This is a genomic window from Gynurincola endophyticus (assembly GCF_003991195.1).
In the GTDB taxonomy this organism is placed as follows: Bacteria; Bacteroidota; Bacteroidia; order Chitinophagales; family Chitinophagaceae; genus Gynurincola; species Gynurincola endophyticus.
In genome coordinates this window covers 34,018-57,048 of sequence record NZ_RCWL01000014.1, presented here as the reverse complement: position 1 = coordinate 57,048, position 23,031 = coordinate 34,018, and the positions used below count along the sequence as shown (strand labels likewise).

15 protein-coding genes are annotated in these 23,031 nt (G+C 38.6%); 10 read left to right on the top strand and 5 right to left on the bottom strand.

Going from position 1 to position 23,031, the window contains the following annotated elements:
- The first annotated feature begins 20 nt into the window (after positions 1-20).
- The 10 genes from D9O48_RS18405 to nagB all read left to right on the top strand — a co-directional run bounded on the left by D9O48_RS18405 (position 21) and on the right by nagB (position 16,449).
- Complete coding sequence (locus D9O48_RS18405) at positions 21-3,119, top strand: SusC/RagA family TonB-linked outer membrane protein (RefSeq protein ID WP_126974470.1); 3,099 nt, start codon at positions 21-23, stop codon at positions 3,117-3,119.
- Between the two features lie 11 nt (positions 3,120-3,130).
- Positions 3,131-5,023: a RagB/SusD family nutrient uptake outer membrane protein gene (locus D9O48_RS18400; RefSeq protein WP_126974469.1), complete on the top strand. Its 1,893-nt coding sequence runs from the start codon at positions 3,131-3,133 to the stop codon at positions 5,021-5,023.
- Between the two features lie 12 nt (positions 5,024-5,035).
- On the top strand, positions 5,036-5,716 hold the full coding sequence (locus tag D9O48_RS18395) for a DUF3823 domain-containing protein (protein ID WP_126974468.1): 681 nt from the start codon (positions 5,036-5,038) through the stop codon (positions 5,714-5,716).
- A gap of 16 nt (positions 5,717-5,732) precedes the next feature.
- Positions 5,733-6,857: a hypothetical protein gene (locus D9O48_RS18390; RefSeq protein ID WP_126974467.1), complete on the top strand. Its 1,125-nt coding sequence runs from the start codon at positions 5,733-5,735 to the stop codon at positions 6,855-6,857.
- A gap of 22 nt (positions 6,858-6,879) precedes the next feature.
- The gene (locus D9O48_RS18385; RefSeq protein ID WP_126974466.1) at positions 6,880-7,977 is read left to right on the top strand and encodes a hypothetical protein; all 1,098 of its coding nucleotides are present in this window, start codon (positions 6,880-6,882) and stop codon (positions 7,975-7,977) included.
- Positions 7,978-7,998: 21 nt separating this feature from the next.
- Entirely contained in the window at positions 7,999-9,141 is a 1,143-nt protein-coding gene (locus tag D9O48_RS18380; RefSeq protein WP_126974465.1) for a hypothetical protein, read from the top strand.
- Between the two features lie 48 nt (positions 9,142-9,189).
- Complete coding sequence (locus D9O48_RS18375; protein WP_126974464.1) at positions 9,190-11,361, top strand: hypothetical protein; 2,172 nt, start codon at positions 9,190-9,192, stop codon at positions 11,359-11,361.
- Between the two features lie 6 nt (positions 11,362-11,367).
- Entirely contained in the window at positions 11,368-12,876 is a 1,509-nt protein-coding gene (locus tag D9O48_RS18370) for a DUF5018 domain-containing protein (RefSeq protein ID WP_126974463.1), read from the top strand.
- A 23-nt stretch (positions 12,877-12,899) separates the two neighbouring features.
- Positions 12,900-14,297 carry a DUF4434 domain-containing protein gene (locus D9O48_RS18365; protein WP_199750621.1) on the top strand — a complete coding sequence of 466 codons (1,398 nt, stop codon included), beginning with the start codon at positions 12,900-12,902 and terminating at the stop codon, positions 14,295-14,297.
- Between the two features lie 232 nt (positions 14,298-14,529).
- Complete coding sequence (gene nagB / locus D9O48_RS18360; protein WP_126974461.1) at positions 14,530-16,449, top strand: glucosamine-6-phosphate deaminase; 1,920 nt, start codon at positions 14,530-14,532, stop codon at positions 16,447-16,449.
- A gap of 60 nt (positions 16,450-16,509) precedes the next feature.
- Here nagB and D9O48_RS18355 read toward each other — a convergent pair whose 3' ends face one another.
- The 5 genes from D9O48_RS18355 to D9O48_RS18335 all read right to left on the bottom strand — a co-directional run bounded on the left by D9O48_RS18355 (position 16,510) and on the right by D9O48_RS18335 (position 23,029).
- Entirely contained in the window at positions 16,510-17,076 is a 567-nt protein-coding gene (locus tag D9O48_RS18355; RefSeq protein WP_126974460.1) for a hypothetical protein, read from the bottom strand.
- A gap of 167 nt (positions 17,077-17,243) precedes the next feature.
- Positions 17,244-17,573 carry an L-rhamnose mutarotase gene (locus D9O48_RS18350; protein WP_126974459.1) on the bottom strand — a complete coding sequence of 110 codons (330 nt, stop codon included), beginning with the start codon at positions 17,571-17,573 and terminating at the stop codon, positions 17,244-17,246.
- A complete protein-coding gene (gene fucP / locus D9O48_RS18345; RefSeq protein WP_126974458.1) occupies positions 17,570-18,811 on the bottom strand; it encodes an L-fucose:H+ symporter permease in 1,242 nt (413 codons plus the stop codon). Before fucP ends, D9O48_RS18350 begins: the two co-directional genes overlap by 4 nt.
- Before the next feature lie 104 nt (positions 18,812-18,915).
- On the bottom strand, positions 18,916-21,588 hold the full coding sequence (locus D9O48_RS18340) for a glycoside hydrolase family 3 protein (protein ID WP_126974457.1): 2,673 nt from the start codon (positions 21,586-21,588) through the stop codon (positions 18,916-18,918).
- 16 nt (positions 21,589-21,604) lie between these two features.
- Positions 21,605-23,029, bottom strand: a complete 1,425-nt coding sequence (locus tag D9O48_RS18335; protein ID WP_199750619.1) for an alpha-L-fucosidase — start codon at positions 23,027-23,029, stop codon at positions 21,605-21,607.
- Positions 23,030-23,031 lie beyond the last annotated feature (2 nt).

Sequence of the window (23,031 nt, the reverse complement as noted above, 5' to 3'; positions counted from 1 at the left end):
TTGTTTTTAAAAAAAACAGAATGCAAAAAGATTTAAACCAACGATTGCTGAAAATAGGATTTGTTCTTTTTGTTACTACAATTACTTCTCTACAGATACATGCTCAACGCATTACTGTTAGTGGTAAAGTAGTAAATGAAAAAAACGAGGCGCTATCAGGCGCTACGATATCTGTGAAATACACTAACAAATCTACTATAGCAGATCAGCTCGGTAATTTTTCAATTACAGACGTGGCACTAACAGATACGCTGCACATTTCGATGGCTGGATATGATCCGAAATCTGTAGTGGCTTCCATATCAGGAAACATTATTGTACAACTGGTCGCTTCTTCCAGTTTAGACGAAGTGGTCGTAGTAGGTTACGGAACCCGGCGTAGATCGAACTTGACCGGAGCTATCAGTCAGATTAATAATAAAGAAATCACCACTACTACTCATGCCAGCCTTGCACAAAGCTTACAGGGTAAAATTCCTGGTTTACAGATCCGTCAGAATACGGGTGAACCCGGTGATTTCAGTACTTCCATTAACATCAGAGGGTTTGGTAATCCTTTGTATGTAATTGACGGAATACCTCAAAATGATAACGGACAAAGTTTTCAAAGAATCGATCCGAATGATATCGAATCTATTTCTGTTGTAAAAGATGCGTCGGCAGCGGTGTACGGTTTAAGAGCGGCCAATGGAGTTATTATTGTTACAACCAAAAAAGGTGAAAAAGGAAAACCAACCTTCAATTATCAGGGAGTGATCGGTACTCAAAAACCAACAGATATGCCGGCAATGGCAGACCGTGCTCAGTGGGCTATTCTTAGAAATGAGGCTGACATAAACGTCAGCGGTATTCCCTATTTCACCAAAGAACAGCTGGAAGCTCATATAAACGGAGAAACCACTGACTGGTACGGCTTAACTATGAAAAATGCTTCAACACAGTCGCAAAACAATATTTCTATCAGAGGTGGCGGCGAAACGGCCTCCTATTTTCTGAGTATGGGATATGTAAGTGAGCAGGGTTTATTAAAATCAGGTGACCTGAATTATAAGAAATATAATTTCAGAAATAATATCGAGGTTCAATTACATAAAAACTGGAAAGCAGAAGTTAATCTCGCCGGAAGGTTCGATACGAAGAATATGCCCAGCGCAGGTTTTTATAATATTTTTAATGGAACAAGAACAGCTCTTCCTTATGCAGAAGCCTACGCCAACGGTAATCCTGAATATCTGGCCCTTCAGCAATATATCAACCCTATCTCTTCTTCAATAAGTGATATCAGCGGATACCTTGAAGATAAAGGGAAAGAGTTTAACGCATACGGCACATTAACTTTCACTGTTCCTTATATCAAAGGGTTAATATTAAAAGGAAGAGCGGGATACATGAATAATCAAAGCATGAATAAAACCCTGCAAAAATCTTACAGGCTTTATACCTATGACCCGGCGCAAAATGATCCATATATCGGACATATTATGAACAACCCTTCAAAAATTTCAAATGCAAACTTCAATTCAGATGCTGTTATTCTTCAATCGCATCTGATATATAATACAAACTATAAAAACCATCAGTTTGGTGCCACGGTCGTTTATGAACAGAATACATTCCTCAGCCGGTATTCTTCCCTCGGCAGAGAATATGACTTTTATACCAATGATCAGATCAATCAGGCGGGTTTAAATAATCAGGTAACTGCCGGCTTCGAAGAACAAAGAGCCAGTCAGTCAGTGATTGGAAGATTCACTTACGATTTCAGAAGCAGATATATGCTGGAATACGCATTCAGATATGACGGTTCGTACCGGTATCACCCTGATCGACGTTGGGGATTCTTTCCTGTAATTTCAGCGGGGTGGCGAATTTCTGAAGAAGATTTTATGAAATCCATAGACTTCTTATCTAATCTTAAACTAAAAGCTTCATATGGTAAAGTAGGTGAGGATGCAGGAGAACCTTTTCAATATGTACAAGGATTTACTACAACAGGCGGAGGCGGATATGAGTTTGTAAACGGAACCTGGCTAACAGGGGCCTCCTCCCCTTCAATTGTAAATGAAAAATTAACCTGGTTTACCTCTTCTATTTTAAACTTGGGATTAGAATTAGGCTTTTTCAATAACCGCTTAAATATCGAAGCAAACGTTTATCAAAGAGACAGAGAAGGTTTATTAGCACGCCGGCTCGTAAGTTTACCCAACACCTTTGGAGGAACTTTACCTGACGAGAATTTAAACAGTGACAGAGTGAAAGGTATTGAACTGGGTATTGGTTATAATAATCGCATTGGTGATTTTCATTATGGTATAAGTGCAAATTTCAACTATGCGCGTACCATGAACAAATATATTGAGCGTGGAGATTTTTTGAATAATACCGATAAATGGAGATCAGGAAACGGATACAGATGGAATGATGTGATTTGGGGTTATACATTAGATGGTCAGTTTCAATCATACGAAGAAATTGCAAACGCTCCTATACAGGGTGGTAACTTCGGAAACAGTCAGATCAGACCGGGAGATTTTAAATATAAAGATATAAACGGAGATGGTGTAATTGACAATAATGATATGAGTCCGTTATTTTATAACGGCACACCAAAAATGCACTATGGTTTAACCTTAAACGGCTCTTACAAAGGTTTTGATTTTAACTTACTATTTCAGGGCGCTGCCCGGTATACCATTCGCTTCAGGGAAGTTTATGCAGAAGTATTCGCTTTCGGTTTGAATACTCCCGCATATTTCTTTGACAGATGGCATCAGGCAGATCCTTATGATCCGGGTAGTGAATGGATTCCCGGAAAATGGCCGGCCACCAGATTTGTAACCAATGCCGGTACTAATTATTTAGAAAGTGAAGTATGGAGAAAAGATGCTTCCTACCTACGTTTAAAAAGTATTCAACTAGGTTATACAATCCCAAACAAAATAATTCAAAAAGCAGGTTTCAACAGTATCCGGGTTTATTTCAACGCGCACAACCTGATCACTTTCGCTGATGCATTTGTTAAACCTTTTGATCCGGAAAAAATTGAAGGAGCCTACAGTGCCGGTTTTTCTTACCCGCTTACCAAAAGTTTTAATCTGGGTATCAATCTAAACTTTTAAAACGATTGACAATGAATTATAAAAAATATATAGTACCACTAATCGCGATAGCGTCTATCACCACATCCTGCAGCAGGGTGTTAGATTTAAAACCATTAGATAAACTCGACGGAAACGCAATGTTTTCTGATCCGCAGGGTGTGAAACTCTACATGGCTAACCTGTATTATCAGTTACCCGTTGAAGATTTCAACTTTTTAAGAGGAGGATTCAACGACTGGATTGGTGAAAATATGGTGATGGCCCATTTTACCGATGAAGCTACACACTCTGAATATTCAGCGTTTTATAATCCCGAAAATAATCACTGGTGGGAAAAAGGATACAAATTAATCAGAGATGTAAACATTTTCTCCAATGCAGTTCCTGATCTTAAAATAACTGAGGATGAAAAGAAAAAAATGATTGGTGAAAGCGCTTTTATCAAAGCATATTCTTACTTCGCTTTAGTAAAAAGATATGGCGGCATTCCTCTTATTGATCATGTTCAGCAATATGAAGGAGATGTAGAAGTTTTAAAAGTTCCACGAAGTACGGAAAAAGAATCCTGGGATTTTGTGATGAATCAATGTGACATTGCTATCCTGAACCTGCCTGAAACCTGGCCCGGTGGCGAAAGACGAGCTACCAAATGGGTTGCTGCAGCTTTAAAATCAAGAGCTGCATTGCACGCTGCTTCGATAGCAAAATTTGGAGAAAATGCTATTCTTTCAGGAGATGCCGCCTCAAGAAAACTGGTAGGTATTGATAAAATGTACGCCAATGATTACTACAGAAAAGTAATTGAAGCCAGTGAATTGATTATGTCTTCAAATGAATACTCTTTGTACAAACCCAATCCCGCATCGCCTGAAGAAGCAGCAGAAAACTATAGAAAACTTTTTGAAGATCCTAATGCTGCTTTAGAAGAAGCTATTTTTATTAAGGGTTATACCAAACTCGACTTTGGCCATAACTATGACATCTATTTTAACCCGGCTCAAACCAGTAACGGATGGCCCCACCCCGGCAGAATGAACCCTGCTTTAGAGTTGGTAGATTTATATGAATCCTATACCCAACCAGGCGTGAGTACTCCTGTCAGAACTTCAAGCGCTGCTAATGATATTACAGACTACAGAGGTTTTGATGCCGGTAAAAATTATTATCATTTTGATAATCCTTATGACATTTTCAAAAACAAAGATGCACGCCTGTGGGGTAGCATTATTCTCCCCGGTACTAACTGGAAACAAACTGAAATAGTGATTCAGGCAGGTTTTATAAAACCCGATGGTACTCCCCAGATTTTATCAGGTAACCCTTATACTCACACAGATGGTAAAACTTACCACATCTTTGGTTCTTCCGACAGAACGCAATATTCCGGCTTTGATTCTTACGGAGGTAATTATACCAGAACCGGATTCGCATTCAAAAAATTCTTAAATGCACAGGAACCCGTTGTATATGGCTATTCAAAAAGCCTCACTGATTATATCGATTTCAGATATGCCGAAGTGTTACTAAACTATGCTGAAGCTGTTGCAGAAAGCGGAATTACCGATAACGGAGCCGTGGCTAAGGCAACAGATGCTTTAAATGCCATCAGAAGAAGAGCAGGGCATACACAAAATATTTCTTTGACTGCTGCAAATGTTTATCGTGAAAGAAGAATTGAACTGGCTTTTGAAAATAAAAGATTCTGGGACCTGATCCGGAGAAGAGAATACCATACCTTATTTGATAATACCATCGTTCATGCCCTTTTGCCGGTCATTGATTTAAGAGTAACCCCCGCCAAATACATTTTTTTACGAACTGAAGTTCCAAGAGGCTGGAGATACACTTTCGATATGCGCCAATACTATAGGTATATCCCAGGAATTGGTTCTAATAATCTGATACAAAATCCTCAATACTAACGATTCTTTATTATGAATAATATACTTAAAGCACTCAGTTGCCTTGCTGTCAGTTGTTCATTGTTTTCTTGTACACTCGACAATTACACTATCCCTTCCTCTACTTTACATGGCTCTTTTATCGATAAAGAAACAGGTGAATTGATTGAACAGGATATTATCAGAGGAACACAAATCGAATATCAGGAAGGGCGGTTTACAACTAACCAATACATTATAGTTAAAGCTGATGGCAGCTATTACAATAGCCAGTTGTTCAGTGGAACCTACAGGATTACTCCCGTACGAGGAAACTTTGAACCCGTCGAAACTGCCACTGTTGATATCAACGGCGACACTAAACTCGATTTTAAAGTGCTCCCTTTTTTAAGAATCAAGAATGTAAGCATCTTCAAAAACGGAACTAAAATCAGAGCATTGTTTAAAGTACAACAAACAGGTTTCGATAACGTGCTGAAACTAGGATTATATGCAGGTGGCGACGCAGCGGTTGGTGCAAATGTGAATCTGGATTATGTTGAAATTCCCGTTGGTTCAACCGTGAATGAAGATCAGTACTACACAATTGAATTAAACACAGAAAACAATAGCAAACTTATTAAAGGCAGGTCTTACTTCTTTAGAGTAGGTGGCGTAATTGATGCTCCTGAGGCAAAATTCAATTATGCCAGATCAATAGAACTCACCTTATAATTTTAAAGTAATCAAAATGAAGTTTTATAATTCTATATACTTTTTATTTTTCTTTCTGCTGCTTTTTAATACAGCATGTGAAAATAAATCATCCCTGCTTGATAATTCCATTCTCCCGGAAAATAAAGAAGTGCTGATTGATGAAGCCTTCGAATTATCGTACTGGGTAGATATTGATGTCAGACATAACAACGGCAGAGGTTATTGGTTTAACCGTGATGTTATGGCAGAAGATATCACTCCTACAGAACAGGAAATTAATCATTCTGTTAAAGCACTGGCGCTTGACTATCGGGGAAATAAGTTATATGTTACTTACCACCGGCAATTTGAAATAGACAAAGCAAAAGCTGTATTTCAGTATTGGAGACTTTATGGTGACCAGTATAATATCGAAATCGTTCCCACAATAGTACTGGAAACTTATGCGACCCCCGCAACAATGAATTTTACGAATAGTGAATTAGTTGAACTGGCCGAATGGTGCAAAACAAACATCAATTCAAAAGAATTTGGAATCTATGATGTTTATGTAAGGCAGTCTAGTGGAAGTATACAGGATTTACAATTGGAATTTTTAAAACAACACGTACCAATTGATCTGGTTAGAGTAGGTATTCAACCGGGTGAACGATTGAATAGTTATTACACCAGCGGTGTACAGGATACATGGTCAGCCGAATGCCATGGAATTACCAACGAACTTTGGGAATTTCCCAGATATTATAAAGGCACTAATAATTACGGAAGAAAATTACTGGAAGATTGGGTGAACGCCAGAATAAATGAAGAAAAAAGAAAAATTATCTGGAATCTTATTCCTGTAGCATGGGACTACGATGAGCCATTAGACCCGTTCAGCTATATTTTTCCCGGAGACAACGCTTTAACAAATGATCCACCAATCCCCGGCCGGTTAATTCTTTCAAAAGATTATATCATTTCATGGTATGCTGAAGGAACCAGCAACCAACAGTTCGGAGGTTTCTCCTGCGATCTTCATATCCTTGAAGCTAATAGTTATGGTAAACCCGAAAGCCCGACTTTTTATGACAGAATAAGAAACAATCAGCCCTACGAAGGATACTTCTCCGAAGCGATGAAAGAAATTGGCGAAGTTTATCAATCATTATCTAAATAACCAAAATATAAAAACTAACGAGATGAAAATTGTTTATAACCTACTAATTGTTATTGCCTGTTTCGAAATAACCGGTTGTAATGATCACAGCCCCAGCACTACTTTCGGAAAAGCATGGGCCATCGGAGATTTTGAAAGATCTTACTGGATAGATATAGACCTCAGACACAATAATGGAAGAGGATACTGGCAAAATATTAATGACCGGTCTCCTGACTCATTACCTACGGCTACAGAAATAGAAAACTCATGCAAAGCACTCAGTACAACATACAACGGAAACAAATTATATGTAACCTATCACCGGCAATTTGAATTGGAAGATGCTAAAAAAGTTTTCAGCCTATGGAAAAAATATGGTAACCAGTACGGATTAACCATTGTTCCTACTGTTGTTTTACAATCATATGCAAAAGAAGAAAAACTAAACTTCAGTGATGAGGAAATCATAATGTTTACTAAATGGTGCTTAGAAAATATTGATGCCAATGAATTTGGAATCTATGATGTTTACGTAAGACATGCTGAAGGCTCTGTTCAGGACATTCAAATGGCGGCAATCAATCAGGCAGTAGGAAATAAATTAATCAGAGTAGGCCTGCAGCCGGGTGAAAAAATAAACCAGCATATTGCCGGTGGTGTTGAAGATACCTGGACGGCAGAATGTCAGGGTATCACCAATGAACTTTGGGAACATCCTGTAACAGTTCATGGAACCAATAAATATGGAAGACTCTTATTAGAAGAATGGATATTGGAAAGAATTAACGGTGAAAACAAAAGAGTGGTATTTAATAAAATTCCTGTAGCATGGGATTATGATGAACCGGTAGATTCTTTCGGATATGTTTGCCCTGGTGATGATGCACTGATCAACGACCCGCCATTGAAAGGCAGAATTGAACTATGCGATCAATACATTGCTCAGTGGTATAAAGAGAATAACGCAATGGAGAAGTTTTATGGTTATTCATGCGACCTGCATATTCTTGAAGCAAACAGCTATGGAAAACCTGAAAGACCAAGTTTTTATCAGCAAATAAAATCGAACCAAGAATATAAAGGGTATTTCTCAGATGCTATGCTGGAAATTGCAGGTGTATATGCTAAATACAAATAATCATTCAAAAAATCATAAGAGATGAAATTCATCAGATCCATATCATTTTTATCAATCATACTTCTTGTTTTAGCCTGTTCGCGACAATTTGAAGAGGATACTTTTTTAAGAGCGCCAGAAACAACGAATGAAAAATTGCCACCTGCTGCGCTTTTAGAAGACGGTGGTTTTGAAATTTCTTACTGGATTGATATTGATTTAAGAACAAATAACGGAAGAGGATATTGGTTTCATACAGCGGGATTACCTGCTGACAGCTTACCCACCAGTGCGCAAATCTGGGGAGCATCTTCCAGATGCAGATTTACTTATCACGGGCTATCATTATATGTTATCTACCACCGTCAATTCGAAATTGATGATGCCAAATCTGTTTTCAAACTATGGAAATACCACGCTGAAAATATGGGTATGAAAGTTATTCCGGTACTGGTTCTGGAAGATTATATGCCTACCGCCGCTATGAACTTTACAGATACGGAAATAGGAGATTTTGCAGAGTGGTTAATCGATAGTATTAATAACCAGGAAATCGGAGTATATGATATTTACTCAGGAAGACAGGCAACGGGAACAGCTCAGAATACACAGTTGGGAATAATGTATTCAAGAATTGGGAATAAAATAGTTCGCGTTGGTCAGCAACCGGGAGAAGCCATCAACCCATACATTAAAAGAGCAGTACAGGATATGTGGAGTGCAGAATGTCAGGGAAAAACGAATGCATTATGGGAAACACCGGTTACTTATATGGGAACTAATAACTGGGGAAAAAATTTATTACTCGATTGGGTAAATCAAAGAATTTCAGGAGACACCAAACCGGTTTCTTATTGTTTAATTCCTGTAGCATGGGATTATGATGCACCACTTGACCCGTACGGATACATCTTCCCCGGCGATGATGCACTGACGAATGATCCGCCAATTCCGGGCAGAGTTACTTTAGCACATAATTACATTGTAGGAGCATTTCCGGGAGGTAGTTCCAATGCTAAATTCGGTGGTTATTCCTGCGATTTGAAAATAGTACAAATGAACAGTACAGGAAACGGAGAAGCCAATAACTTTTATAATCAACTTAAAAACGATATTCAGTATACCGGATATTTTGCGGGTGCAATCAATGAAATCGGAGATATTTATTCTTTATATGATCATTAAAGAAACTGTTTAAGGATTGTATAAATGAAATTAAAAACATAATTCATCATGACTTTAGTGCGCATACTTTCTACATCTTTATCGAAGAAGACCAGTACGCTTCTGGCGATATTATTAACTGTTGGTATTAATAAGGCTATATCGCAGGATTTTTACTTCTGTGGCCCTACAACGAATGACTTATACATTCAACTATCAAATGAAGGCTATCAGATAAAAACTTATCAGAACATAAAAACGGCTATTCAGGAAGTACCTAAAGGTAAACACCTGATCATTGTAGCTTCGGAATACCCCGGCAAAAGACTGAATATTGAAAATGCCGATTATATATTGGCAAACAAAAAAAAGATAAGATTATTCCTTGAATACCCTTCCAGCATTCCAGGATATACGCTACCAGATACTACACACTATGACAAACTTGAACGTGGTGTTGTATTCAATAATTTCTTCGGAAAAGAATTGCCATCTATGAGTATATTGGGAATTAACGGCGCACATCTTATTGATATCAATGTAAACAAACCATTACTCGTAATGGCTAAAATAGCTGGATTCGATCACGCGCAATTCGGCTTAGACAGTACCCGTTATTATCCTTTACTGTTTCAGAAAGACAATGCCCTCATTGCAACTACATCTCTATCTAATTTTAAAACCGGCCGTTTCGGTCCGGTAGACTCATGGAAATATACCTGGGAAGGAATTTTGAAATGGATTACCCGAAATGAAAAATTCAGATTCACAAATTTTAGTGCTGATCCCGTACCCATGTATGCAAAAAATGAAATATTACCGGCAAACGCATCTAAAATAGCAATAGCTAAAGGAACCGAATGGTTATGGAAAGCAAGACTATTCATTCACCCCTCGTGGGAGCAGGAAAAAATGGATTTATACCAACCCAAAAATGGTGACCCTAATCTATACTTCGGACCTCCTATTACCAAAGACCTCTTACAGGGCGATGGAAGTCGTGGTATAATGGAAGGACATGGTTCCACCATCTACCATGACGGAACACAGGATTACAGATATTTTATTCGTGCAGACGTTCAGGGCGAATCTGCCTTTTTACTGGCAGCAGCAGGAAAAACTTTAAATCAACCAGGCTACTCTCAAACCGCTGAAAAATTGCTGGATTACTTATTCTATACTTCCGGTTTCAGAGGAGATGCCAGAAATCATAAAGACAGCTCATCTTACGGTTTAATCAGTTGGGCAAATACACATCCAGGCACTTTCTTTAATGATGATAATGCCAGATGTATTCTGGGTGCTATCGGAGCTTCCTCTTATATGAAAAATGACCGATGGAATAAATTCATCATTGAAAATATCTTAGGAAATTTCAGAACATCCAGCAAACAGGGATTTCAGGGTAATGCATTGAATCAGTCAGAAATTGAGAATAAAGGCTGGCAATATTATTATGATCGCGATTTTGTGAATACGCATCCTCATTTCGAATCATGGATGTGGGCTTGTTATCTCTGGCTATACGATAAAACAAAATATCAGCCTTTACTGGATAAAGCAAAAACAGGTATCAGGCTGATGATGGAAGCTTACCCTGATAACTGGAAAACCCAAAATGGTATTCAACAGGAAAGAGCAAGAATGGTATTACCATTAGCATGGCTGGTTAGAATTGAAAATACACCGGAGCATGTAAAATGGTTAGACGAAGTGGTTACCAAAGTACTGGAATATCAGGAAACCTTCGGAGCCATTCGTGAAGAACTTGGAAATTCAGAAACCGATACACATAAAATTCTGGTAACATCTAATGATGCATATGGCAAAAATGAAGCTTCACTCATTGCTATCAATGGCGACCCGGTAGCAGATATGTTATATACCTGTAACTTTTTGTTCTTCGGATTAAATGAAGCTGCGCACGCTACTAAAAATCCTACATATTTTAAAGCATTGGAAAACCTATCAGATTTCTTAATCAGAATTCAGTCTAAAAGTGAAAAACATGATGATCTCGATGGCGCCTGGTTCAGAGCTTTTGATTTTGGAAGATGGGACTATTGGGCATCAAATGCTGATAACGGATGGGGCGCATGGTCAACATTAACTGGTTGGATTCAGTCATGGATTGTAGGTACACAGGCTTTACTCGAAAATAAAAACAGCTACTGGGAAACTACCCAAAACTTAAACCTTCAAAAAGATTTTGAAGAATCATTATGGATGCTGAAAAAATAATCTAAAATGAAAAGAATCAATCGTATTCTGTATGCTTCTCTTTTATTCACTGCTTTTTTTGCTTGTAAAAAAGATATAGCAACATCAGAAGAAAATATTTATAACACTGATACAAATATAAAAGGTATCGTGGCATTTGTAAAAAATGTATCAGCCACTAACGATACCTTAAATGTCAGCTTCAGCGATTTAAAGGATACTATTTATCTGACCACTAAATCTTTAATGGTCGGATTACCGCCTATCGACATTTCGAAGGTTACTATCGAAATAGAGGCTTACAAAAAATCTGTTATCACTCCTGCATCACCAGTAACGTTTGACCTGACTACACCGAAAGAAATCATCATTCAGGCAGAAGACGGTACTACGCAGAAATACATCATTGAAGCAATCGTATCTGAACCTTATCAGGTCTTCCCGCAATTTGAAACCACTATTACCGAGCTGTGGAATAAATCCGGAACAGATCTTCAGCTCAACTTTCCCGGTTCAAATAAAGGAATGACTGTAATTGGCGATTATCTGGTAATGTTAGACAATAATGTTGATAAAAGTGCTTCCGCCTCTATCAAATTATATAATAAACTGACCGGTGAGTTCGTAAAAAATATCAACCACTACGAGGGTGGATGGACAGATCCACGGTCTTATTCCTGGAACCTGGAAACAGACGACAATGGTCACCTGCTAATGGGACGTCTGAATTCTGGCGGCGCAGGGTTTATGTTAGACTTATGGCCGGAGATCGACGGTGTTCCGTTTATCAAACTCAACAGTATTGCTGGTACAGATTTACCTGATAATACCGGTAAAAGAATAAACATAACAGGTGATATAACACAAGGCACTTCTTATGTTTATGCATCAGCAGCACATTATTTCGGAGCAGTCAAACAGTCTCCGCAATATGCAGTCTGGGAGTTTAATAATGGTACGCCGGTCAACGTCAGACCAACAGTCTTTACTTATCCGGCTGCCGGCAACGGATGGTATAATGCGGTAATACAGAGAGCTTCCGTTGAAGACAATACACTTTACATCAGTTGGGTAAATGAAGACGGTTATCCTTCCGACCCGTTCGAAACATGGGCAAATCTTCATAGAATCAATTTCCACATTTTTAAACCAGGTAGTACTACACCCGCTCAACAGGTAGCAAATGAAAATTTCGGTTACAGAATGTTAGATACAAAAGTATTCAATTTATCAGAAGGAACATTTATGGCAATGCTGGAACAGTCTTATTCAACAGCAGGAACGATGAAATTAAATCTGTTCAACTTATCTGATCCTGGCAGATATTCTTTAAAACCCGGAGATAATGAACACGAAAAGTTGAGAATTTTCTCTTCACCGGAATCTTTACCTACTTCAAACGATGGAAGATATGGACATGTTGCAATAAGCAAATCCGCAGAAAATGAAGCGATCATTTATGTTTATTATGCCAATCCGGATGCAACTAAGGCAAATGTAGCAGCATATAAACTGGCCGTTTCTAAAACAAACTAAAAATAGCTATCATAATGAAACTTATGCGAATAATTACTGCATTGATATTATTGCTGGGTATGGGTTGCACAATCAATAAACCAGACCTGAATAATGATGTTCATCTTACCCTCATACCACCGGGAATGATTACCAATAAAATTGACCTTGATATCAGAGCCGGAATTAAAAACAATTCTGACAAAAATCAGAATTGGACGGTAGAGTTATTTGTTTATTCATCTTCAAAAGAAACATTGATACACCAGGAAAAAATATCCTTATCTGCAACAGAAGCGATTGAAATTAAACACATCATTCCGAAAGGTAGCCTGTTAGGAAAACATATCGTTAAGCTAAAGCTCACCCATCAGAATGGTGCTACTCTTGAAGCAGAAAAAAAAGTGGAAGTGGTTGAATCAGCGTTTCGTTCTACCCAAACGATTGATGGAGCCTGGGCCGGAATTTATCATTGGAGTGAAATTGAAGGAAAACACTGGAATCCGGATATTCAAAAACTTACTGATGATCAATGGAAAAAAATGATAAAAGGAATGCACCAGCTAAATATGAATATGATTGTTATTCAGGAAGTTTTCAGAAAAGATGCATACGCAGGTAAGAACTCACTCACTGTTGAGAATTACGATGGTAAAGCTTTTTATCCAAGTTCAATATATCCAGGCAGAATGGATATCTCCGCCGAAGATCCCATTGAAGCAATTCTTTCCGAAGCCGATCGTTTAGACATGAATGTTTGGATGGGCGTCGGTTTATTTGCCTGGTTCGACTTCTCTCCTGAATCATTAAAATGGCATATCAGCATTGCTGAAGAGTTATGGCAAAAATACGGGCACCATCCTTCCTTTTATGGATTCTATGTATCGGAAGAAATGGGTGGTAGTCTGGATAATTGGGAAACTACCGAAGAGATGCAACAGTTCAGAAAAAAAGAAATGGTACATTTTTTCAAAGAGTTTAAATCCTACACCACTTCTATTGCTCCGGGTAAGCCGGTCATGTTGGCAACCAATAGTATGGAAGTTCCCAAAGGTGCTGACACTTACCCAGAACTCTTGAAATACCTCGATATATTATGTCCTTTTGGTTTTGCCAGAATGCCTGAAAATGATTTAACCGGTGAACAGGCCGCCAACATGTTACAAAAATTTTGTGACGATGCAGGCGCACACCTCTGGTTCGATCAGGAAGTATTTCTTTTTAATCCGGATACTTCACTTTATCCAAGAGACTTTGAAGGTATCTTACATGATTTAAACCTGTTTAAAAATTTTGAAAAAATATTATGTTATCAGTATCCAGGTGTATTTAATGACCCGATAGAAACATTCGTAGTGGGTGATACAACATCTTTATCTCTTTTCACCAAATATAAAGAGTATCAGAATACCCAAAGGAACAAACTGAGAAAAAAGAATTAATACTTCACTTACCATCAGTTTTTATAATGATAAAAACTGATGGTATTTTCTAAGAGGAAGAAATATTGTGATCAGTTATTAAGATGTATAACAAACGATTGACATTGCCTGGAAAATAAACAACAAATAATTAAATAAAATTGTCAGTAGATAAACTATGCCAATTTACATTCACTGACCGGTATTCATCCATGTAATATTGAATCGAAGTGAATGATATAAACTGAATGATATGTCAAACATTACCTCTTTACCCGCTAGTGTCGAAAAAATCAATGTAGACATTTGTTCGGATGCAAAATCGGGAACACTTAAAGCGGCGCAACAAATTGCAGAGATGATCAGATACAAGCAAAAAAGAAATCAGACTTGTGTGTTGGGTCTTGCTACCGGTTCCACTCCAAAACAACTTTATGCAGAATTAGTACGGATGCATAAAGAAGAAGGGCTGAGTTTTTCGAATGTAGTGACCTTTAATCTCGATGAGTATTATCCCATTAATAAAAATGCAGTTCAAAGTTATTACAACTTTATGCATAAACATTTATTTTCACACGTAGATATTGCTCCGGAAAATATCCATATACCGGATGGTGAGGTTACCAAGGAAGCTATCAAATCAGCCTGTACTGAATATGAGAGAAAGATTGATGCAGCAGGCGGAATAGATCTGCAGATTTTAGGAATCGGAATTAACGGACATATTGGTTTTAATGAACCGGGAGCGGGTATTCATACAAAAACGCGTTTGGTAAACCTCACAAGCAGTACCAGATACACCAACTCTTATGAGTTTAATAAATTATCCGAAGTTCCTCGCATGGCCATAACAATGGGTATTAATACTATTCTGAAATCAAAGCAAATTATATTGATGGCCTGGGGTGAATCTAAAGCTGCAGCCATTCAGAAAGCCGTAGAAGGAGAAGAAACTGAAATTGTACCTGCTTCATTTTTACAAAATCATGATAGTACTACTTTCTACATCGATCAGGCTGCAGCTGCTCAGCTTACGAGGATAAATGCACCCTGGCTGATTGGTGAGTGTAACTGGACACCCCCTCTGATTAAAAAAGCAGTGATTCATTTAGCATTACAATTAAAAAAAACAATTTTAAGCTTAACCACTGAAGATTACAATAACAACGGATTAAGTGACCTGTTAGTTGAAAAAGGCGATGCTTATGAAGTAAATTTACAGGTTTACTATATGCTCAGAGATACCATCACCGGCTGGCCAGGCGGAAAAAAAGATTTTCAAATACCAAATCACCCTGAACGATCTGATATCTATCCTAAAAAAGTAATTATCTTTTCACCGCATCCTGATGATGATATTATTAGCATGGGAGGTACATTTCAACGTCTGCACGATCAGGAACATGAAGTACATGTGGCTTATCAAACCTCCGGAAATATAGCAGTAACTGATGAATTCGTAACCAGATTTGTAGATTTTGCAGTCGGCTTCAACCATATTGTAAATATCGAATCTGCTATTCCGGAACAGATATTGAATGAAACCAAAGAATATATTTCCTCCAAAAAACCTAAACAGATTGATACGCCAATCATCAGAGAGATCAAAGGGCTTATCAGAAGAAGTGAAGCAAAAGCGACCTGCAATTATGTAGGAATAAATCCCGAACATATACATTTTCAAAACCTGCCTTTCTATGAAACTGGTACGATTGAAAAAAAACCGATGGGAGAAAAAGATGTTCAGCTCACTAAAGAGCTTTTAAGAAAAATAAAACCCCATCAGCTGTTTTGTGCCGGTGATTTTGCTGACCCTCACGGTACGCATTTAGTTTGCTTTAACGTAGTTTTAAAAGCGTTACAGGAAATTAAAGCCGAAAAAGACGAGTGGGTTAAAGACTGCTGGCTCTGGTTGTATAAAGGCGCATGGCAGGAATGGAATATTGAAGATATTGAAATGGCTGTTCCCATGAGCCCTTCGCAGGTATTACAAAAAAGAAATGGAATTTTTATCCACCAATCACAAAAAGACAGCGTACCCTTTCAGGGAAGTGATAACAGAGAATTCTGGCAAAGAGCTGAAGAAAGAAATGCTGCAACCGCAAGATTGTATGCTGATTTAGGATTACCTCATTACTCCGCAATCGAAGCATTTGTAAAATGGAATTTTTAGAAATTGAAATACTTCAGAAAATAAAAACTACCATACCGCTTATAGCAGTACTGGTAGTTTTTACATATTTAATCTGAATTGCATATCCTGATCAATTTTTTTAAACAGGTGATACGGTTTATAAGTACGCCAGTTATCCATCTGCATTAATTCGAGATATCTTTGCAGTTTTGCTTTTCTGAAATCGTATTGCGTAGCTTCCGGCATATTTAAGATAACGACCCATCCGTTTTCATCCATAAACTCTTCATACCACTCTTCGTAATAATCCCTGTCGCCACTATGATAATTCAAAACATTCTCTGCTAACAATATATACTTATAAATTCCATTTGTTTGAAAATGATCAATCACATCTCTTTTAAATTGCATGATATCATCTTCAATAGCATCATTCCATTCTCCGATGAGTTCTATGATAGCATATCCTTCTTCGTAATCGGCCATTAATACTTTCAGATAAAGTGTTCTTGAACCGAATTCATCCCATTGCGGATGTATGTAATAATTATAAATTGTTTGGGAAAACTCAAACTCACTGTACACCCGTCCAAAAAACGGTGATCGCTCATCAGTTTCGCTGGTATAAATATGTCTCCAATTATAAAACGGTTCTATTTCATGCATAACGATATCTCCTCTATTCAACTCAAATTTATTACTATTACTTCTTTTACCCAGCGATATTTTTTTATTTAACAGTTTACACAATACATTAAAAACTAAACCTTTATTAAATTTCTTGCTGGCACATGATTTATAGTAACAACTGAATCTGTCTTATTGACTTTTCGCTACAGACTAAAAATCTCTTCCATCAGTACCCACTTCTCTCCTTCATTGGCACCTTCTACCGGAGCCTGATACTTCCACATTAATGCTTCCCATTCCTGTACTTTTTTATTTTGCCGGTCGGAGGCCGCTTTTTTTTCGAAACTGAATGTTTCATCCACTTCCATGATCATGAACAGTTTTGTACCCCACCTGTAAATATGCATGGCTATAATGCCGGCTTCTTTTATTGAGGCCTCAACTTCCGGCCATATTTCCTTATGCTGCCGGATATAATCTTCTATCAAAATCGCATCATTTTTCAGGTTTAACGTCAGAGCATATTTTTTCATGATTGTTTCATTTTTTTTATTCGTACGGCAAATAATGCCGTTACAAAAAAGCAAACCACTACCACCCAGTAACCGTTTAATAACAACCCGGTCGTATCAGATAACAAACCAAATAACAAAGGTAGTAATGCACCGCCTACAATCGACATGATAATCAGACTGGATGCAGAATAAGTATCTTCACCCGCTCCTTTAATTCCTTCGGCGAAGATGGTAGGAAACATAATCGACATAAAAAACGATACAATGACCAATGCTACTAAACCAACATAACCGCCAGCAAATACCACTGTCAATATTAATGCGATACAAACGAGTGAGAACACGAACACCAGATTAAGCGGACAAAACCATTTCATCAGCGACGTTCCGAAAAAACGGCCCAGCATAAATGCCAGTCCGGCAATAGCACCATAATATTTCGCTTCCTGTGGAAGCAGTGCAGCCATATCTGTTGCGTATAATACCAGAAAACTCAACACACATACCTGTGCCCCTACATAAAAGAATTGCGCAACAACCGCCCATCGCACTCTGTACAACCCTAAAGCTTTTAACAACTGCAGATTTTCTTTTTTATTCTTTGATTCCGGCTCGGGCATTCTGGTAAAATAAATTAGTATCGCTACTACGAATATAACAATACCCAGTATGAAATAAGGCATTTTTACAGATTCTGTTTCTGACTGAATATAAGCGATCCGATCTGCTGCATTTAAAGCAGCTATGGCTTCGGCTGGCAGCGGCTCTTCGCTCAATATATACCTGCCGCCGATTATCGGTGCAATGAATGCAGCTAAACCATTAAATGATTGTGCTAAGTTTAAACGCCGGGTAGATTTTGAAGGGTCTCCGAGCAAAGTAATATATGGATTAGCCACTGTTTCCAATACTGTTAAACCGGTAGCCACCACAAACAGCGCAAGAAGAAAATAGTAATATTCAATAGTAGAAGCAGCCAATACTAACAAAAAACACCCCAGGCCGAACAAGATAAGGCCAACGATCATTCCCCATTTATAACCGTACCTTTTCATCAACATTCCTGCAGGGATGGCAAAGAAAAAATACGCTAAGAACACCGAGGCATCTACCAACGAAGCCTGAAAGGTATTCAGGCTAAAAGCATTTCTTAAATGGGGAATCAGAATAGGGTCAAGGTTATGAATAAACCCCCAAAAGAAAAACAGGGAGGTCGTTAGTATGATGGCATAAATCGCCTGGCTGGCTTTCGTCATTCGATAAGGTTTATTATTTAATTTACTGATTTAATTCCACTTCCGTGAGCCATTACGTCAGTTTTTCAAATCAATTATCTTCCTTATGAATAATCTGCTTACATTCACTTACTAACTACTTCTATATTTATTTTTAACGGAAGATTTTTTGATGAGTTGCCCACCATTATTCTGAACATTCCGGGTTCCACCACCCACTCATTTTGTTCGTTCAACATAACCAATGCCGTTACCGGTAATCTGAATTGCACCGTGCGTGTTTCGCCCGGGTTCAACATTATTTTTTGAAAACCTTTCAACTCTATTACCGGCCGGGCCGTCGTGGCCAATTCATCATGCACATACAACTGTGCTACTTCTGCAGCTTTTACGGTGCCCGTATTCTTTAGCTGACAGGCTACTACGATGGTATCCGTGAGCTGATATTGTTTTTTATCTACTGTTAACCGGCTCCATTCAAAGGTTGAATAGCTCATTCCATAACCAAACTCAAACAATGGTTCTCCGCTAAAATTTCCGTAATAATCGGCTCTGCCGGTAGGCTGGTGATTATAAGTCAACGGAAGCTGGGCTTCGTGTAACGGAAAAGTGACCGGAAGTTTCCCTGAAGGGCTCACTTCACCGAATAATACTTTGGCAATGGCTGCCCCACCACGTTCTCCCGGATACCAAACCTGCAATACAGCAGCTGCATCTTCTAACCAATCGGTCATAGTAATAGCAGATCCGCCTACCAGAATCACCACCACCGGTTTTCCTGATTTTGCAGCTTCTTTGATAAACCTTTGCTGGTTACCGGGTAATGATAACAATGCACGATCGTGAAATTCTCCTTCCTCTATTCCCGCAGCTACAATGATCAGGTCTTTATCTTTAACAGATAGTAAAGCCTGCTGATATTCTTTTTCTTTAGCTGAAGCGGGTAAATTCCAGATTAACTGTAATGACGCATTGCCGGTCATTTCACGAAATTCAATTTTCAATTTGTACTGTTGACCGCTTTTCAACTCTACCGGATAGGTATCAGTAGAATAGCCGTGCCGGTTCCACTGATCTATCACCAAACGGTCATTGAGATACAACCTGAACCCCTGATTGCCTCTTAAACCGATCATATATTTACCGGTTACGGGCGATTGCAAAGCTCCTTCCCAACGAACGCTGTAATAGTCGCGAACTTGTTTTTCGGGGAAGGGTGGATACAAGGTCCAGGAAAAATTAATATGCTCATCGCTTCTTTCTGCTACCGGGTTGCCTTCCAGATTCGGATTATTAAAATATTGTCCGGTTAAACCTTTTTGATTTTTTGCAGTCAAATAAGCAGAAGGGATGATTTCCCACTGGCCGTCATCCTTCAAAACGCCTTTTTTGTATTCAATTTGTAATGCCGGATCGTGAGGATATTCGTTTATGCCTTCTAAAAGATTGATAATTTTATTACCGGGCCCTGCATAACCACCTAAACGGCCGAGTTCAGCCTCCTCACCCACCACCAGTATTTTTTTATATTGCTTCAGTATGGGCAATGTTTGCTGCTTATTTTTTAACAACACCATTGAGCCCAGTGCAGCTTTCTCTGCAATTAAAGCATGGGCATTCAATTGTTGTGTGGAAACTATTTTCTGAAGGTCGAGATAGGGTTGCTCAAATAAGCCTAATTCAAATTTTGCCCGTAACACTCTTCGTACTGCATCATCAATTCTCTGCTGTGTAATTCTACCGTCGAGAAATGGCGGCATGAATAACTTATAGTGGTCATATTCTGTTTGAAAGATTACATCCAGCCCTGCATTCATAGCCTGTGCACTGGCGTCTTCATAGTCTTTTGCAGTCATGTGCAATACAGTGGGGCCGCCTACAGCACTGGCATCACTGATTACAAACCCTTGAAACCCCCATTCATCTTTCAGCTTTTGCTGTAACAACCAGTGGCTGGCTGTAGCCGGGCGGCCATTGACGAGGTTGTAAGCGGTCATTACCGAGCGGCTGCCTGTTTTTTGAAAAGCATATTTAAAGGGAACCAGATGTGTTTCTTCCAGATAACGTTCGCTCCAGTGTATCGGATAAGAGTCTCTCCCTCCTTCCCCTACATTTGCCACAAAATGTTTCGGGGTAGTAATAACCCCATTTTGTTCAAACATTTTCATGAAGCTATTGCCCATCATTGTAGTAAGAAAAGGATCTTCACCATAGGTTTCTTCTACACGCCCCCAGCGCACATCATTGGCAAGATTCACTACGGGGCTCAATATCTGCCGGATACCAACTGATTTTGTTTCTGTGGCAATGGCACCGGCTACTTCTTTTACCAATGCGGTATCAAAACTGGCGGCAAATGCAATGGCTTGTGGAAAAGCGGTAGCGCCTTTTCGGATCAAACCGTGTAAGGCTTCATCAAACGGAAGCATGGGAATACCCAGTCTTGTTTTTTCAACAAAAAATTGTTGCAGCTGATTTATTTTCACACCGAGTGTTTGCAGGCCTTCGGTGGTATTGTACTGTAATAACTGACCGGCAGCCCCATCTTGTTGTGCGCCGGCACTTACCTGTAGTCCGAATATTCCATGTTGATATTTCCCTTCAGATAGTTGCGTAACATCTCCGGGTATCATAAAACATTGCCAGAATTTTTCTTCAGGTGTCATTCTTTGTAACAGATCTTCTACCCTTTTATCAATCGGCTGTTTAGCATCTTTATACAAAGGAACTTTAACCTGTGCATAGCCCGTTACACCAGCACTATACAAGAGAATCAACAATAGAAAAATCCTGTTCATAGCTGTTTATTAAAAATTATAAGCTCAACTGAACAACAGCTGCTTTATTAATTGATACATTTTTCGGTAAGGTAATTTCTAGAGTAGTGTCTTTTATCTGCCACTTCAATTTATCTTTTATTCCTAATAATTTTACCTGTTTAGGAAAATAACCTACCGGTAAGGGAATAGAAAATTTTTCAGGAAGTGAATAATTATTTTCTTTCTCCTGTAAGTGAAAAACGTTTACCGTTCTGCCGTCTTTACTTCTGGTATAATAGAATTCCTCATACTGATAAGGTGCAATTGTTCTGGTTGAATATACAGCAGACTGATTCACCGACATCCATTCTGCAATTTCTTTTAACCGATCGTAAGCCGCCTGATCATAATCGCCTGTGGGCCCGGGAGCAATATTTAATAAGTAATTTCCACCTCTTGAAATTATTTTTACAAGTGTTTCAATTATTTTTTTCCCGCTTTTATAATTATCATTAGGTACATAACTAAATGAATCGCCCATGGTAATACAACTTTCCCACGGAACATTTAAAGGTTCGGTAGGAACAGACTGTTCAGGAGTTACATAATTCTCCCACTTACCACCTACTGCCCTGTCTACTACAATAATTCCGGGTTGGTTTTTCAATGCAATACCAGCCAGTTTGTCCATATCAATATCCTGATCAGGGCGTAAAGGTTTTCCTTCATGGTCAAAATCGGAAGGTTTTGACGGACGAACCCAGCCTCCGTCTAACCATAAAATATCTACTTTACCGTAGTTAGAAGTAAGTTCATTAATTTGTGTATGCACAAAGTTTTTAAAATTATTCCAACGTTCGGGATATCTTTTCGGATCATAGTTAACGTGTCTGTCTTTCGGAGGAAAATACGGCCACCAGTAATTTTCATTATACCAGTCTGGTTTTGAAAAATAAGCACCGATTTTAAAATTGTCTTTTCTGAATGTTTCAAAGATAGCTTTGGTTACATCAGCCTGCGGATTAGAGGAGAACGGTGTTTTCGAAGAGGTTATTTTATAGTCAGACACTTTGGTATCAAACATTGCAAAACCATCGTGGTGTTTGGTAGTGAACACCACATACTTCATTCCTGCAGCCTTTGCAGCATCCGCCCATTTCTGCGGATTAAATGCAGTAGGGTTAAACGTTAGTTGTAATGCTTCGTAATTCTTTTTATATTCATTATAAGTAGCACCGTGTTTGGTTTCGCGTTGCGTCCAGTCTTCATCTTCCGGGCAAAGACTCCAGCTTTCTACAATTCCCCATTGGCTATACGTGCCCCAGTGCATAAATAAACCGAATTTAAGGTCTTGCCACTCATCCAGGTGCTTCAGTACCAACGGGTCGTTAGGAGCTGTATATTCTTTGGTTGTATGGTGAGCCTGAGAAAAGGCATTAACACCGGTTAATAAAACAACAGCAAGCAGTAAAAGTCTCATGT